The 15,741-nt window shown below is 69.0% G+C and carries 11 protein-coding genes; 9 read left to right on the top strand and 2 right to left on the bottom strand.

What is annotated here, in order from left to right:
- Positions 1–17: 17 nt before the first annotated feature.
- The 9 genes from ACLF3G_RS21375 to ACLF3G_RS21415 all read left to right on the top strand — a co-directional run bounded on the left by ACLF3G_RS21375 (position 18) and on the right by ACLF3G_RS21415 (position 11,682).
- Entirely contained in the window at positions 18–1,289 is a 1,272-nt protein-coding gene (locus tag ACLF3G_RS21375) for an ABC transporter substrate-binding protein (protein WP_430671433.1), read from the top strand.
- 56 nt (positions 1,290–1,345) lie between these two features.
- Entirely contained in the window at positions 1,346–2,092 is a 747-nt protein-coding gene (locus tag ACLF3G_RS21380; protein WP_430671434.1) for an ABC transporter ATP-binding protein, read from the top strand.
- Positions 2,092–2,793 carry an ABC transporter ATP-binding protein gene (locus tag ACLF3G_RS21385; protein ID WP_430671435.1) on the top strand — a complete coding sequence of 234 codons (702 nt, stop codon included), beginning with the start codon at positions 2,092–2,094 and terminating at the stop codon, positions 2,791–2,793. Before ACLF3G_RS21380 ends, ACLF3G_RS21385 begins: the two co-directional genes overlap by 1 nt.
- Before the next feature lie 14 nt (positions 2,794–2,807).
- Positions 2,808–4,004: a Tm-1-like ATP-binding domain-containing protein gene (locus ACLF3G_RS21390; protein WP_430671436.1), complete on the top strand. Its 1,197-nt coding sequence runs from the start codon at positions 2,808–2,810 to the stop codon at positions 4,002–4,004.
- A gap of 2 nt (positions 4,005–4,006) precedes the next feature.
- Entirely contained in the window at positions 4,007–4,837 is an 831-nt protein-coding gene (locus ACLF3G_RS21395) for a phosphoenolpyruvate hydrolase family protein (protein WP_430671437.1), read from the top strand.
- Between the two features lie 11 nt (positions 4,838–4,848).
- Positions 4,849–5,766 carry an SRPBCC family protein gene (locus ACLF3G_RS21400; protein WP_430671438.1) on the top strand — a complete coding sequence of 306 codons (918 nt, stop codon included), beginning with the start codon at positions 4,849–4,851 and terminating at the stop codon, positions 5,764–5,766.
- A 17-nt stretch (positions 5,767–5,783) separates the two neighbouring features.
- The gene (locus ACLF3G_RS21405) at positions 5,784–6,842 is read left to right on the top strand and encodes a sugar phosphate isomerase/epimerase family protein (RefSeq protein WP_430671439.1); all 1,059 of its coding nucleotides are present in this window, start codon (positions 5,784–5,786) and stop codon (positions 6,840–6,842) included.
- Complete coding sequence (locus ACLF3G_RS21410) at positions 6,839–7,987, top strand: Gfo/Idh/MocA family protein (RefSeq protein ID WP_430671440.1); 1,149 nt, start codon at positions 6,839–6,841, stop codon at positions 7,985–7,987. Before ACLF3G_RS21405 ends, ACLF3G_RS21410 begins: the two co-directional genes overlap by 4 nt.
- A gap of 377 nt (positions 7,988–8,364) precedes the next feature.
- Complete coding sequence (locus tag ACLF3G_RS21415; RefSeq protein WP_430671441.1) at positions 8,365–11,682, top strand: hypothetical protein; 3,318 nt, start codon at positions 8,365–8,367, stop codon at positions 11,680–11,682.
- 15 nt (positions 11,683–11,697) lie between these two features.
- On the opposite strand, the gene ACLF3G_RS21420 is transcribed toward ACLF3G_RS21415, so the two are convergent.
- Entirely contained in the window at positions 11,698–14,088 is a 2,391-nt protein-coding gene (locus tag ACLF3G_RS21420) for a YbcC family protein (RefSeq protein WP_430671442.1), read from the bottom strand.
- A gap of 18 nt (positions 14,089–14,106) precedes the next feature.
- Positions 14,107–15,645, bottom strand: a complete 1,539-nt coding sequence (locus ACLF3G_RS21425) for a proton-conducting transporter membrane subunit (RefSeq protein WP_430671443.1) — start codon at positions 15,643–15,645, stop codon at positions 14,107–14,109.
- Positions 15,646–15,741: the final 96 nt, after the last annotated feature.

Raw genomic sequence — 15,741 nt, forward strand, 5'->3', positions numbered from 1 at the left:
ACCAAGGAGGATTGGTCATGCAGTTTCGGATCACCCGCCGCACCGCGCTTCTGGGCGCGGCCGGCCTCGCCGCCGGACCGCTCGCCGCGCCCGCCATCGCGCAGCGCGCCCCCATCCGACTCGGCGGCCTGACCACGCTGGAGGGCCCCTTCGCCACCGGCGGGCAGGACGCCTACCGCTGCGTGACGATGGAACTGGAGCGCATCGAGAACACCGTCGGCGGCCGGCGCATCGAGTTCATCCGCGAGAGCTCCAACGCACAGGCCGATGTGGCGCTGGCGCGTGCGCGGAAGCTGATCGAGCAGGATAATGTGGACATCATCCTCGGCCCGCTGTCGGGCGCGGAGGGCATCGCGCTGCGCGACTATTCCCGCACGCTGACGGGGAAGACCATCGTCAACGGATCCTCCGGCGCGTCGGATACCACGCTGCGCAACCCGTCCCCCAACTTCTTCCGCTTCTCCACCGACGGCACGCAGTGGATGGCCGGCCTCGGGCGGCACGTCTACCAGACGATGGGGATCCGGGAGGTCGCGGTAACCGCGGGCGATTATGCCTTCCCCTACGCGCAGGTCTTCGGCTTCAACCTGGAATTCTGCCGTCTCGGCGGCAAGGTCACGCAGTTCTGGGCACCGCTCGGCACCACCGACTTCACCTCCCAGATCGCGCAGATCAACCGCTCCGGCGCCGGGGCCGTGGTGGTGGTGCATGGCGGTACGGACGGGCTGGCCTTCATGACGCAGTACGCCCAGGCCGGTGGCAACAAGCCGCTGGTCGGCGGTTCGATCATGGCCGACCAGACCATGCTGTCAGCCCGTGGTCCGCATCGCCGGGTGATGATGGGCATGATCTCCGGCGGCCCGATCGCGGACATCATCGACGACCCGAGCTGGAACGACTTCGTCGCGCGCTACCGTCGCCGCTGGGCGAATGAGGGCGGCTTCGCCTCGCCCTCCATCCACGGGGTGAACTACGTGACCAACCTGTACGGTATCCTGCATGCGCTGCGCGCGGTGGATGGCGATCTGTCCGGCAACCAGGCGGCATTCCAGCGGGCGCTGGCGGCGGCCGAGATCAAGGCGCCCACCGGCGCGGCGGTGAAGCTGGACCACAACCGGCAGGCCATATCCGACATCTTCCTGAACAAGATCGAGGAACGCTCCGGCAGCGCCGTGGTGGTGGCCTTCGACCGCGCGGCACAGGTCAACCAGACGCTGGGCATGCCGGAGGCGCAGTTCCTGCAACTCGGCTCCCCGTCCCGCGACAATGCGGGCTGCGTCGCGGCCTGATCTTCTTCCACAGGGGCCGGCTTTCGCCGGCCCCGCATGTCCAGCACTGGCAGATCGTGAACCCACCGGCCATCTCGCTTCGCGGCGTCAGCCGCCGCTTTGGCGCCCTGCAGGCCCTGCATGAGGTGAGCTTCGACGTGCAGCCGGGCGAACGCCGCGCGGTGCTCGGCCCCAACGGTGCCGGCAAGACCACACTGTTCAACACGATCTGCGGCGACTTCCCGCCGACCGCCGGTAGCATCGCGCTGTTCGGCACCGACATCACGCGGCTAAAGCCACACCAGCGCACGCGGTTGGGCATCGGACGCACCTACCAGACCTCGCTGCTGTTCAACGGCCTGACCGTGCAGGACAACCTGTTCGTCGCCGTGCGCGGCACGCGGCCCAACCGTTTCTCCTTGCGCCGTCCCGCGCCGGGCGACGAGGCGCTCGCCAAGGTGCGGGAGCTGGCGGAGCGCATGCGCCTTTCGCATCTGCTGGCGGCGGAGGTCTCCAGCCTCAGCCACGGCCAGCGCCGGCAGCTCGAGGTCGGCATGGCGCTGGCCGGCGATCCGCGGGTGCTGATGCTGGACGAACCGGCCGCCGGTCTATCGCCCGGAGACCGCCCGGAGCTGCTGAAGCTGCTGCACGACCTGCCGCGCACGCTGACGCTGATCCTGATCGAGCACGACATGGACATCGCCCTGCCGGCGGCCGACATCGTCACCGTCATGAAGGACGGCGAGGTGGTGGTGGAAGCGCCGCCGGACCGCATTGCCACCGACCCCGTGGTGCTGGCCATCTATCTCGGGGGCGGGCACTGATGCTGGAGGTCCGTGACCTGCATGTCCGCTTCGGCCAGGCGCATATCCTTCAGGGCGTCTCCCTGAGCATCGGCGCCGCGCCCGTCGCCATCGTCGGCCGCAATGGCATGGGCAAGACCACGCTGTGCCAGGCCGTGATGGGGCTGGTTCGGGCCAGCGAGGGCGCCATCAGCCTGGATGGATCGCCGCTGGCCGGCCTCCCGCCCTTCCGGATCGCCCGCCGTGGCATCGCGCTGGTTCCGCAGGGGCGACGCACCTTTCCCTCGCTGACCGTGGATGAGCATCTGCGCCTTGTCGCGACCCGCGGCGCGCGCTGGAATATCGATCGAGTCTACGAAACCTTCCCGCGTCTCGCGGAGCGCCGCCGCAATGGCGGCACCGAGTTGTCGGGCGGCGAGCAGCAGATGCTCGCCATCTCCCGCGCCCTGCTGATGAATCCCAGGCTGGTCATCATGGATGAGCCGAGCGAGGGTCTCGCTCCCGTCATCGTCGACCACCTGATCGAGGTGCTGCGAGGGCTGCCGGCGGATGGCATGGGCCTGTTGCTGGTCGAGCAGAACCTGCGCGTCGCGACGGAGGTGGCGGAGGAGGTTGCCGTGATGGTGACGGGCCGCATCGCCACGACCATGCCGGCGACGCGCCTGGCGGAAGATCCAGACCTGCAACGCCGCTACCTCGGCGTTGCCGGCGGCGGGCACTGAGGGGAGAGGCGGGGATGGCAAGGGTCTATGTCATCGGCACGATGGATACGAAGGCGGAGGAGTTGCGCTTCGCCGTCACCTGCCTGCGCGATGCGGGTGCCGATCCCGTGCTGGTGGATGTCGGCACAAGGGGCGCCGGCGAGGGCGCCGATGTGGCCGCCGCCGAAATCGCCGCGCACCACCCGCAGGGCGCTGGGGCCGTGCTCGGCCGGGATGACCGCGGTGCCGCAGTGGCGGCAATGGCCGAGGCGCTGACGCACTGGATTTCGGAGCGCACGGATGTCGGCGCGGTGCTCGGTCTGGGCGGCTCGGGTAACACTGCCTTGGTGACGCAGGCGATGCGGGCGCTACCGATCGGGACGCCGAAGCTGATGGTCAGCACCGTCGCATCGGGCAACGTCGCAGCCTATGTCGGGCCGACCGACCTCGCGATGATGTATTCGGTGGTGGATGTTGCGGGGCTCAACCCGATCTCGCGCCGAGTCATTGCCAATGCCGCGCATGCGGTCGCCGGCATGGCACTGCACGCGCTGCCTGGGGATGCGATCGCGGCGAAGCCCGGCATCGGCATGACGATGTTCGGCGTCACGACCGCCTGCGTGACCATGCTGCGGGAGGCCCTGGACGCAACGCACGAATGCTATGTCTTCCATGCCACCGGTGCCGGCGGCCGCAGCATGGAGAAGTTGGCGGATTCGGGCTTGGTCTCGGCGCTGATTGACCTGACGACGACGGAGGTGCCGGACTTCCTGGTGGGCGGCGTCTTCCCCTGTGACGACGACCGTCTCGGCGCCGCGATCCGCACGCGGCTGCCTTATGTCGGCAGCGTCGGCGCGGTGGACATGGTCAATTTTGGCGCGCGGGACAGCGTTCCGACGCGGTTCGGCGGCCGCAACCTCTATATCCACAATCCGCAGGTGACGCTGATGCGGACGACGCCGGCGGAAAATCGTGCCATCGGCCAGTTCCTGGTGGAGCGGCTCAACCGCATGGAAGGGCCGGTGCGATTCCTGCTGCCGCTGGGCGGCGTCTCCGCCATCGACGTGCCGGGCATGCCGTTCCACGACCCTGAGGCGGACGCCGCCCTGTTCGAGACCATCCGTGCCGGCTTCGTCCCAGCGCCCAACCGCAAGCTGATCGAGGTGCCTGCCGCGATCAACGACCGGGCATTCGTGGACGCAGTCCTTGCCGCCTTCCGGGAGATCACCTGACCATGCCACGCTTCACCCGTAGGGAATTGCTGGACCGCTTCCATGCCATGGTGGCCCGGAAGCAACCGATCATCGGCGGCGGCGCGGGCACCGGGCTTTCCGCGAAATGCGAGGAAGACGGCGGCATCGACCTGATCGTCATCTACAATTCCGGCCGCTACCGCATGGCCGGCCGCGGCTCCCTCGCGGGATTGCTGGCCTACGGCAACGCGAATGAGATCGTGAAGGAGATGGCGCGCGAAGTGCTTCCGGTGGTCAAGCGCACACCTGTTATCGCCGGGGTCAACGGCACCGACCCCTTCGCCATCATGGACCATCTGCTGGACGAGCTGAAGGCGCTCGGTTTTGCCGGCATCCAGAACTTCCCGACCGTCGGCCTGATCGACGGCACCTTCCGCGCCAATCTCGAAGAAACCGGCATGGGCTTCGGGCATGAGATCGACATGATCCGCCTGGCGCATGCGAAGGACATGCTGACCACGCCCTACGTCTTCAACGCGGAGGAGGCGGCGGAGATGGCGCGCGCCGGTGCCGACATCCTGGTGCCGCATCTCGGCCTGACCACCGGCGGCGCGATCGGCGCGCAGACGGCGCTGAAGCTGGAGGATTGCCCGAAGCTGATCGACGAATGGGCGGCGGCGGCACGCCGCGTGCGCCCGGACATCATCGTGCTGTGCCATGGCGGGCCGATCGCGACGCCGGAAGACGCCACCTTCATCCTGCGCAACACGACGAACATCAACGGCTTCTACGGCGCCTCCTCCATGGAACGCTTGCCGACGGAAATCGCGCTCAGCGGCCGCACCCGCGACTTCAAATCGATCACCTTCTGAGGACGCATCCCATGGCCCGTGCCTATGCCTCCACCATTCTCGATGCGCCCGTCGAGGCGGTCTGGTCGGTGATCCGCGACTTCAACGGCCTGCCAAGCTGGAACCGGGCCATCGTGAGATCGGAGATCGAGGACGGTCTCGACTCCGACGTGGTCGGCTGTATCCGCAGCTTCCACCTGGCGAATGGCGCGCATGTACGCGAAAAGCTGCTCAGCTTCAGCGACCGTGACTACGCCTTCTCCTACAATTTCGAGACGCCTGCCTTCCCGGTGGAGAATTACGTCGCGCGGGTTCGCCTGCTGCCGGTCACCGATGGCGACCGCACCTTCGCGGAGTGGGAGGCGGTGTTCGACGAGGCGCCGGAGGATCGTGGCAAGTATGTCGAGATCATCGGCACGCACGTGTTCCAGGCGGGGTGGGATGCGTTGAAGCCCTTGGTCGCGGGCCGCACCACCCCGCCTGGGGCGCGCCGCTGGGCGGGCTTCCAGCCGAACAAGGTGTGGTGCAGCACGGTTCTGGACGGACCGGCCGATGCGGTGTGGCGGGTGATCCGCGACTTCGCCGGCATGGGCGCCTGGCATGAGGACATCACGCAGATGCGCATGATCGACGGCGTGCCCAGCGACAAGGTCTCCGGCACCCGCGACTTCCGCTTCGGCGGCAGCCCGCTGCATGAGAAGCTGCTGCACCTGGACGATACCGAGCGCAGCTTTTCCTACTGCATCACGCAGTGCGAGATGCCCTGGATGAACTATGTCAGCGGCGCCCGGTTGTGGCCCGTGACGGATGGGGTCCGCACGCTGGGAGTCTGGACCGGGGATTGGGTGGCCTCGCCGCAGGATGACGTGACGCTGATTCCCGGCACGGAGCAGAATGTCTACCTGAAGGCACTGCGCACCGTGAACGCGCGGCATTTCGCAAGGCGCTGACCCAGGGGAGGATGCGGATGAAGACGATCAAGGGGCCAGCGATCTTCCTGGCCCAGTTCGCCGGCGACGCGGCCCCCTTCGACAACCTGCCGGCGATCGCGCGCTGGGCCGCCAGGCATGGCTACAAGGGCGTGCAGATCCCAAGCTGGGATGCCCGCCTGTTCGACCTGGCGCGCGCCGCGGAGAGCCAGGACTACTGCGACGAGGTGCGCGGCACGCTGGCCGAGGCGGGGCTGGAACTGACGGAACTGTCCACGCATCTGCAGGGCCAGCTTGTCGCCGTGCATCCGGCCTATGACATCCCCTTCGACGGCTTCGCTGCGCCGGAGGTACGCGGCAATGCAGCGGCACGGCAGGACTGGGCCGTGCAGCAGATGATGCTGGCCGCCCGCGCCTCCCGCCGCCTCGGCCTGACCGCGCATGCGACGTTTTCCGGCGCGCTGGCTTGGCCCTACGCCTATCCCTGGCCGCAGCGACCCGCAGGGCTGATCGAGACCGCCTTCGACGAGTTGGCGCGGCGTTGGCGGCCGATCCTCGACGCCTTCGACAAGGCGGGCGTCGATGTCTGCTACGAGATCCATCCCGGCGAGGATCTGTTCGACGGCACCACCTTCGAGATGTTCCTGTCGCGCGTGGCCAACCATCCGCGCTGCAACATCCTGTACGACCCCAGCCACTTCGTGCTGCAGCAACTCGACTACCTCGCCTTCATCGATATCTACCACGACCGCATCCGCGCCTTCCACGCGAAGGACGCGGAGTTCAACCCGACCGGGCGTCAGGGCGTCTATTCCGGCTACGCGCCCTGGGCGCAACGGGCCGGGCGCTTCCGGTCGCTCGGCGACGGGCAGGTGGATTTCGGCGCGGTGTTCTCGCGCCTCAGCCAGCACGGCTTCGACGGCTGGGCGGTGCTGGAGTGGGAGTGCTGCATCAAGGACAGCGAACAGGGTGCGGCGGAGGGTGCGCCCTTCATCGCCGCCCACATCATCCAGGTCGCCTCCCGCGCCTTCGACGATTTCGCGGCGAGCGGCGCGGATGCCGCGGCGAACCGCGCCATGCTGGGTCTCGGGCGATGAGCCGGCGCTTGCGGCTCGGGATGGTGGGCGGCGGGCAGGGCGCGTTCATCGGCGGCGTGCATCGCATCGCGGCACGCATCGATGATCGCTACGAGCTGGTCGCGGGGGCCTTTTCCGCAGATCCGGCCCGGGCCCACGCCAGCGCCGCCGAACTGCATGTGGCGCGGGATCGCAGCTACGAGAGTTGGCAGGAGATGGTGGCGCGGGAAGCCGTGCGGGAGGATGCGGTGGAGGTCGTGGCGATCGTCACGCCGAACCACCTGCATGCGGGCCCGGCGATCGCCTTCCTGCAGGCCGGCATCCACGTGATCTGCGAGAAGCCATTGTGTCACACCGCGGCAGATGCACGAAGCCTCGAACAGGCGGCGGGGACCAGCCGGGCGTTGTTTGCGCTGACGCACAACTACACCGGCTATCCGCTGATGCGCCAGGCGCGCGAGATGGTTGCGGCGGGTACGCTCGGGGACCTGCGGGTCGTGCAGGTGGAATATGCGCAGGACTGGCTGACGAATGCGTTAGAGAGCACCGGGCAGAAGCAGGCCGCCTGGCGCACGGACCCGCAGCGCAGCGGGGCGGGTGGCAGCATCGGCGACATCGGGACGCATGCCTTCAACCTGGCGGAATTCGTCACGGGTTTGCGGGTCGAAAGCCTCGCTGCCGATCTCGCAAGCTTCGTTCCTGGTCGGGCGCTGGATGACAACGCGCATATCCTCCTGCGTTTCGGCGGCGGCGCCCGCGGCATGCTCTGGTGCTCGCAGGTTGCGCCCGGGCAGGAGAATGCCTTGCGGCTGCGGGTGTATGGCACGCTCGGCGGACTGGAATGGGCGCAGGAACAGCCGAACCTGCTGCTCCATTCGCCGTTCGGCGAGCCGCCCCGCGCGATCCGACGCGGTGGCGTCGGCGCCCTGCCGGCCGCCGCGCATGCCACGCGCATACCGGCGGGGCATCCGGAGGGGTATCTCGAGGCCTTTGCCCAGATTTATCGTGACTTTGCCGAGCAGATCATGGCCCTGCGCGAGGCGCGCCCACCGCACGCCGCCTGCACCCTGGTGCCCGGTATCGATGAGGGGATGCGGGGCATGCAGTTCATCGCGGCGGCCGTTGCTTCAAGCCAGGGGAATGCGTGCTGGACGAAAGTCGTCTGATGGGCGCAGCCCTGCACCCGGAAAGGGTTCGCTGAGGGGTTTTGGGATCCTCACCGGAGGGGGTGCGGACGCACCTCGTATCGCGATGCAGGCCGGCCGGCGGCGGTGCGGGAACAGCCGAGCGATGCGGGGGCAACAGCGGTACAACCAATACTCGCCACACCTCCAGAAAATGGCGCTAGCGAAGGCTGGAAGCCTGTCCGAAGTGACGAAGTTGTCGCATTAAGGAAACTATACTGAACCATAACGTACTTGCTTCCAAACGTATAAGGAATCTTTAATAATTTTGTTGAATGGGAGCATCTCGACACTGTAGGTAACGCCAAGAGTAAATAGCTCAGGCGAATTTACGCTTGGAGCTCAGGGTCTTGGTTCACATGATTTTCAGCCGGCAACTCCCCGTCGACGAAGCTTTCTACATCCTGCGCAATCCCGACATCGCGGAATCGGGGCTGACCGCGCAGGATCACTATACGACCTACGGACGCTCTGAAGGTCGCTCTCCAAACGCCCTGTTCGACGCGCAATGGTACCTAGAGGCCAACCCCGACGTGGCGGCCTCCGGGATCGACCCGCTCGAGCATTTCCTGGCCTTTGGCTGGCAAGAGGGCCGCGACCCTTCGCCGCATTTCGACATGGCCTACTACCTCGCCTCGAATCCCGATGTCGCCGAGGCAGGCCTGAACCCGCTCGAGCACTATCTGGAGTTTGGCGAGCTTGAGGGCCGCAATCCCTCGGAAGCCTTCGACACGGCGTTCTACCTGGCCGAGAATCCCGACGTCGGCATATCGGGCATGAACCCGCTGACGCACTATCTCATCTACGGCGAAGCGGAGGGCCGGCGGCCGCTGCCCCCGACCTTCACCGCCATGGTGGACGCCGACGGCACGGTCATCTTCTCCGGGACGGCACGTGGCGACCTGGTGCTGATCTTGGAAGGCACCACGGCGCGCTTCAGGCGGGAAGGCGTCGAAGCGCCGGTCACCGACTTCGACGAGGTCGAGGCGCTGGCCCTGGATGGCCTCATCCTGGCGGCCGAGGCACCTGCGCTCTCCGGCATCGCGGTGCAGAACGGCATCCTGGTGCTGGGCGACATCACGCCAGGCACGGACCTGTCGCGCGTCGATGCCGCGGTCGATGTGACGGTCCTGGTGCCGGAGGAGGTCGATTTGTCCGGCAACCCGGACCTTGGCACGGTCGACGCCTACGACGTCGATGAGGGTGTCATCCTGACCCTTTCGGTGGCCCAGGCAGAGGCCTCCACCGTCAACGGCACCTACGCGATCCGTGACGCCCTGGCGAACCTGTTTGAGGAAGCGGAGGTACGGCCCGTGGTCGCCGGCGCGCAGGGCGGCGTGACGCTGACCGATGGCGCGACAGTTGCAGACCTTGCCACCCTCGCGGCTGCGGTCCCAGGGCCGCTTGCCTACTCCGCCATCGCCGACAGCGTGGCCAACCTGGTCGTGGCCGATACGGTCAGTGCCTTCATCATCCCGGGCACCGACATCACGGTGACCGACGCCGCCAGCCTGGCGCAGATTGCGGCGCTGGACGCTGCCAACGGCGACGGCGCGCTCGTCTACACCACGCTCGCGGGTACGGCGGCGGACCTGGCAGCGAACACCGGCGGTTATGTCGCCGCGGGCATCGACGTCGAGGTGCAGGATGCCGCGACGATCGCGCAGCTGACGACCATCGACGCTACCAACGGTGACGGTGCATTGGTCTATACGGCGATCGCCGACTCGCTGGCAAACCTGATCGCGGACGGCGCGGTGAACCCGTTCATCGTGGCCGGCACCGATGTCGCGGCGACCGGAGTCGCCACGGTGGATGACCTCGCGGCCATCGATGCGGCGAACGGTGATGGTGGGCTGACCTGCACGGCGCTCACGGACACCTGGCAGCGCATCCTGTCCGAGGAGGCGCAGGGCTTCCTCGGCGATGTCGAGGTGGTCCGGCTCAGCAGCTACGCGCTGGGTCCGGTGACCGTGGCGCAGGTGCAGGCGCTGCTGGCCCTGCCAAATCTGCAGGATTTCGTTGGCGGCTCCATCGAGCTGGCCGACCTGACCTTCAGCCTTGCGGACACGGCGGGCAACCTCGCCTCCTCGGCGGCAGGGGTCGCGGACATTGTCATCCACGCCACCGCGGTCGGGGCGACCGAGGCGGCACGCGTCTGGCAGGCGGAAATTATCCATGCCCGCGATGCCGCTGCGGTCTACAGCATCGTGGACGGCTCCTACGCCCTGGCGAACGGCGACCTGGCGGCTGTCACGGCCGCGGTGGATCTCACGGCCAGCAACCTGGCCCAGGCCAGCGAGGCAGCCACCATCCTGGCCCGTGACGGCGCGACGGGCACCGTGACCTTCGGCATCCAGGACACCTTCGCCAATGTGGACGCCATCGGCGCCACGGTGCGCAACGCCGCGGTCGACATCGCGGTGACCACGCAGAGCTATGGCTGGCCCTTCCTGACCACGGCCCAAGCCAGCACCGTCATCGGCTACGGCAACTCAGGGCGGACCGATATCGCCTACATCCGCGGCAACGCCGCCGAGATCGGCAGCTTCGTCGGAGCGAACGAGGAGACGACCGGTCCCTCCGGCCTTGGCTACGCGTTCTGGGTGCAGGACGGCACCACGGCGATGCTGGCCGCGATCGGCGATGGCAGCGCCGGACGCCTGGGCTTCATGCGCGGCAATCCGGCGACGGATCTGGAAGGCGATCATCGGGCGGTGTCCGTCGAGGTCTCGGGCCACTTCAACGTCGCGTCGGCCGAGATCTTCCGTCCGGCCGCCGAGAGTATCTATGCCACAGATACCAACGGCCGGACCTATTACGGCATCAACGATGCGGTGGCGGCCTACGACAACGAATCCGCCGCGGGCAACGCAGTGACCGGTGCCGACCACCTGCGGGTGACGGACACGGCGGTCAGTGTCCATGCGGCCCAGAACGGGCTGGATGCGGAACACTCGCAGGTCTTCTCCCTGCTGGCATCGCGCGCATCCTCCGCGGATTCGATGATCGTCAGCGGCAGCGCCGGCAACCAGTCGATCCGCGGCACAATGGGCTACGACGTCATCGAAACCGGCGCGGACAACGACGTGGTCTGGGCCGGAGGCAGCGGGGACGTCATCATCGGCGGCAGCGGCACGGACTATCTGTACGGCGAGGGCGGCCGGGACGTCATCCATGCCGGTGACGTCGCGGCGAACACGGTCTACGCCGATGCGCGCTTCCGCGGCGCGAACCTCATCTCGGGCGGCGACGACGGCGACAACCTGTTCGGCAGCGTCGACTTCGACACCTTCGTCTATGAGGGCTCGTCCCGCGCCGCGTTGCGCGCGGAATCGGGCACGACGAGCCAGGCGCGCGACTACATCACGAACTTCCACCTCGGTGACCGGATCCAGTTCACCGGCATCGACGCAGACCAGGTGCAGTTCTTCGGCGCCGGCTCCGCCAATGCGCAGGCGGTGGAGGCCGGGATCGTGGGTCTTTCGATCCGCTACGAGAAGAACATCCAGGTTCTGAACTGGGAGGGGAATGACATCGTGACGGCAACCCGCATCCTGGTCGACGTGGCGGACGCGAACGGTCGCTTCGACGATGTCGCGGACATGCACACCGTGCTCGTCGGCAGCAACATCGACGTGAACTGGGACGGCTACTCGATCCTGTACGGCGGCTGAAGCCAACGCCCGGGGTCAGGCCAGGGCCCCGGGTGCCTCGGCCCGCCAGGCGCCGTCGCCGCGGCGGCGCGAGACGGTGCCCTGATCGTCGATGGCGAACAGGTGCAGCCACCGGTTGTCGAACAACGCTTGCGCCTGTGGGTGCCGCCGCAGGATGGCATCGGTCGCCTCCTGCGGCGCCGCCAGGACGACGCTGAGCCGAAGCGGCTCATGCGCCAGCCGCTCGCCATCATGCACGGACTGCCAGGGCAGTCCGGTGCGCAGCGCGCCGCCATTGCCCTCGACGACACCGACGCCACCAGTGACGTTGTGCAGCAGCTTGTTGCCGCCGCCAAAGGCCTCCGGCGCCACGACAGAGCCGTAATATTGCAGGCTGATCCAGCTGGCGACGACGACCGGCGCCGTCAGGATCAACTCCAGCACGCCGAAACCCTCATCCAGCTTCCAGTCATAATCGTGGAGGAAGGCCGTGCCGGCGAGATCGCGGCCCCGCGTCGCGGCCCGCGGCGCGGCGATGAAGGCACGGCAGCCGGCCAGCGCCCATTCCGCCCGGGTCTCGGACCAGTCGCGGCTACGCTGCACAACCGCCGCGGCGGAGGCGGCGCGCGGCAGCCGCAGGGCGCGTTCCGCCCGGGCCAGGGCACCAGCAGCGGTCAGCCAGGCTTCCGCCTGTCGCAGCGCCGCGACATGCGGGGCGGATGGATGGTCGTCCTCGAAGATCGTCACCGCGTCGGACGTCGTGTCGTGCAGCGCGCCGAGGAACAACGTATCCTGCGGAACGGTGACGCCGCGGGCCGCGAGTCCCTCCCGCACCGCGGGATCGTTCAGCAGGCTTGCCAGCAGGCGTGCGCTGACATCGCCCTGGTGGCCGCCGCAGGCGCCGCACTGTAGTGTGCTGGCATGCGGGTTGTTGACGACGCTCGCCCCGTGGCCAGCCAGCAGCACGAGCGGCGCGAAATCCGTGGTCGGCGACATCGCCTTCAGCACAGCCTCGGCGGTGGCGATGCGGTCGGAGGCTGCCATCGCCACAACGGGCCGCGGCGCCGGCTCCGGCTTCGCGCTGGCGCGTCCGAGGCTGAGTGAATCCCGGAGCAGCCTCCAGCCATGCAGCGGCCCAGCCGATTCGACGAAGGCGAAGGAGGAGACGGCCGCTTGGCTGAAGCGGCCCCAGGCGCGCCTTGCCCGGGCCCCGATCCGGGCGCGGTCCGCGTCCTCGCCTGGCGACGCGGCGCTGCAGGTGAGCAGGCTTGGGCGCAGCAGCACCGGCAACCGGTTCTCCACCACATCCGAGGCGAAGGGCCGGTGCGCCAGGGGCAGGCCGAAAAAGCCGGCGAAGCCCTTGGTGCGGATGCCCGGGTCCAACGACTCCAGGGCCCGGCGCAGCACTTCGGACCGGACGTCGATGCAGAACGCGATCTGTAGGGCCGGGCGCGCGGATCCGGTCTCGGCGGCTGCGGGCCGCAGCGTGGCGAGCAGTGTGCGCTGCGCCGCCCGGTCTGCCGCGTCCTGCAGGATGGCGTCGATCGCGTCGTCCGGCGTGGCGGCGACCGGTTCCGCATGGGCGGCCAGCACCGCCTTCCACCGCGCGCCGACCAGCTCGGCATGCCGGGCCAGCAGCGCCTCCTCCCACACCAGGCGGATGGCGAGCAGCTCCGCCAGCGTCGGATCGGTGCCGCTGGCGAGATCCGCGACGAAGCCGCGCTGCCGGGCGAGTTGCGCCCAGCCACCGAGGGTCATCAGCAGCCGGTGCAGCAGCGTCTCCAGCGCCGCGTCAGGTGCGCCCAGCGCAGACAGCGCACGGGTCGCCGCGGCTTCGGCCTCGGGCGGTGCCGCGGCGACATGGGCGCAGAAGCCCGGAAGGCCGAGGATTTCAGGCGTCAGGTCGCGCAGCGCCGCAGCGCGCCAGGAGGCATAGGGCGACCCGCGATTCGGGGCTGGCCACAGCGCCTGGCCCTCGTCGAACCAGGCGGCGGCGAAGGCGCCGAGACGTTCGGCGATGATGCCGGGCCAGTCCGTGCCGGTGGCCTCGGCGACGAGGTCGGCGATGGTCGGCAGCGCAGATGGGGGAGGCGCTGGCTTATCAAGCGCCGCCCGCAGCGCCGCGATGCCATCCGGGCGATGCGGCGCGGCCGCCGCGGACAAGGCGGCCGCCAGGTCGTCCTCCGTGATCGTGCCGGCGGCGACGCGTCCGGCATACCAGGCGCGCGGCATGGTGACGGGCAGCCCGGCCACCCTGCGCAGCCGTGCCGCGGTGGTGGCGAGGCCTTCCTCGGCCTGGCCCAGGAAGGGGTTCACCGCGACGGTGGCCGCAAGTGGCCAGGCCGGCGGAATGGCGCGCTGCGCGCGGTCGAGCGCGGCGGCCAGGGCTGGCCGGGAGATTGGGGCGGCGGAGGTGTCGAAAGGCATGATGCGGCTCCGCTGGGCTCAGGCGGCGTTGCGGGTGGACCAGCCGCGCAGCAGCCGGTCGGTCAGGGCGTTGACGTACAGGCCATTGGCCAGGTGGACCCGGAGGCCGGCCGCGGCGGGGTGCTGCGCCCAGAGCGGAAAGGTTGCCTGCGCGAAGGCGGTCAGGCCGAAGCCGAGCAGCGCCAGGACGATCAGCACCCATTCCAGCGCTCCGGGCGCGGGGGCAGGGGGCAGCACGCCATGGGTCAGCGCCTCCGCCGCGCGTTGCAGCGCGAAGTAGCCGACGGCCGCCGCCGCGGCCGCGGCCGAGGTCCGCAGGGTGAGCGGCCCGGGCGCCGCATCGGCAAAGCCCTGGGCCAGCAGGTAGGCGACGCCAAGCACCAGGATGGCGCCAAGCGCAATGGCCTGGGGCGACTTGCCCTGGAGCCCGAAGGCCGCGCCGATCACGGCGTACAGCATCAGCGCCGCGAGGAACGCACGCCCGACCGCGCGCCCCCCGGGCACCGCCACCGGCCCCGGCCGGCGGATCGCCGCCACCTTCTCGACCGCCGTGCCGGACGCCAGGAACGCATGCGCCTTGTACAGCGAGTGGGCGACGATGTGCAGCAGCGCCAGCGGGAACAGCGCCAGGCCGCATTGCAGGATCATGAAGCCCATCTGCGCGATGGTGGACCAGGCCAGCGCGGTCTTGACCGCGGGCTGGGTCAGCATGACCAGCCCACCGAACAGCGCGGTGAAGCCGCCGATCATGACCAGTGCGGCCAGCACGCCGGGCGCGGTGAGCATCACGTCGGCGAAGCGGATCAGCAGGAAGCCGCCGGCATTGATCAACCCGGCATGCAGCAGGGCGGAAACCGGCGTCGGCGTCTCCATCACCTCGGTCAGCCAGCCATGGGTCGGGAACTGCGCTGACTTCAGCAGCGCGGCGAGCGCCAGCAGCGCGGCCGCGCCCGCCGTCACGCCCGGCGCTTGCCCGCTCCGCGCCGCCTCCAGGACCGCAGCGATGTCGGCAGTGCCGAGGCCGAGCGCCAGCAGCAGCGCCGCGGCGGCGAGGGCGACATCGCCGGCCCGCGCGAAGATCGCCTTCTTGCGCGCCGCCCGCCGCGCCGCCGGCCGATCAGGGTAGAACAGCAGCAGCCGTTGCAGGCCGAACCCCGCCGCGCACCAGGCCGACACGAGCAGCACAAGGTTGCCCGCCTGCACTAGAAGCAGCGCGGCGGCGAGCGTCAGGCACAGCCATCCGGTGAAGGGGCCCTGCCGTGCCTCGCCATCCAGGTAGGTGCCGGCGTAGCGGACCACGACCCAGCCGACGAAGGCGACCAGCAGCAGCATGGTGGCGGAGACGGCATCGAGCCGCACCAGAGCCAGCGGCGCGCCGCCGGCTCCGGCCAGGATCAGCAGGATCGCGCTCGCCACCGCCACAGCCAGCGCCCCGGCGGCCGCCAGACCGGCCCATCGCAGGCTCCCGGTCGGCCGCAGCGCCGGGCCACGAAAGGCGACGATGGCGGCCGCGACCAGCGCGAGCGGCGCGAGGAGGGGCAGCAGATGGCTCGGCATGGCTTGGTCGCTCCGGTGGTCCGGCGCGGGATAGCAGGGCGAAACCCCGGAAATAATGACATTGTTACGGGGGAATCATGCGATAAAGCAGAACAG

Source organism: Falsiroseomonas sp. HC035, assembly GCF_050563525.1.
Classification (GTDB): Bacteria; Pseudomonadota; Alphaproteobacteria; order Acetobacterales; family Acetobacteraceae; genus Falsiroseomonas.

Bases quoted from the DNA above. Each gene is read 5' to 3' on its own strand.
- ACLF3G_RS21390 (WP_430671436.1), top strand. From the start codon at position 2,808: ATGGCAAGGGTCTATGTCATCGGCACGATGGATACGAAGGCGGAGGAG.
- ACLF3G_RS21415 (WP_430671441.1), top strand. From the start codon at position 8,365: ATGATTTTCAGCCGGCAACTCCCCGTCGACGAAGCTTTCTACATCCTG.
- ACLF3G_RS21425 (WP_430671443.1), bottom strand. From the start codon at position 15,645: ATGCCGAGCCATCTGCTGCCCCTCCTCGCGCCGCTCGCGCTGGTCGCG.
- ACLF3G_RS21375 (WP_430671433.1), top strand. From the start codon at position 18: ATGCAGTTTCGGATCACCCGCCGCACCGCGCTTCTGGGCGCGGCCGGC.
- ACLF3G_RS21405 (WP_430671439.1), top strand. From the start codon at position 5,784: ATGAAGACGATCAAGGGGCCAGCGATCTTCCTGGCCCAGTTCGCCGGC.
- ACLF3G_RS21385 (WP_430671435.1), top strand. From the start codon at position 2,092: ATGCTGGAGGTCCGTGACCTGCATGTCCGCTTCGGCCAGGCGCATATC.
- ACLF3G_RS21395 (WP_430671437.1), top strand. From the start codon at position 4,007: ATGCCACGCTTCACCCGTAGGGAATTGCTGGACCGCTTCCATGCCATG.
- ACLF3G_RS21400 (WP_430671438.1), top strand. From the start codon at position 4,849: ATGGCCCGTGCCTATGCCTCCACCATTCTCGATGCGCCCGTCGAGGCG.
- ACLF3G_RS21410 (WP_430671440.1), top strand. From the start codon at position 6,839: ATGAGCCGGCGCTTGCGGCTCGGGATGGTGGGCGGCGGGCAGGGCGCG.
- ACLF3G_RS21420 (WP_430671442.1), bottom strand. From the start codon at position 14,088: ATGCCTTTCGACACCTCCGCCGCCCCAATCTCCCGGCCAGCCCTGGCC.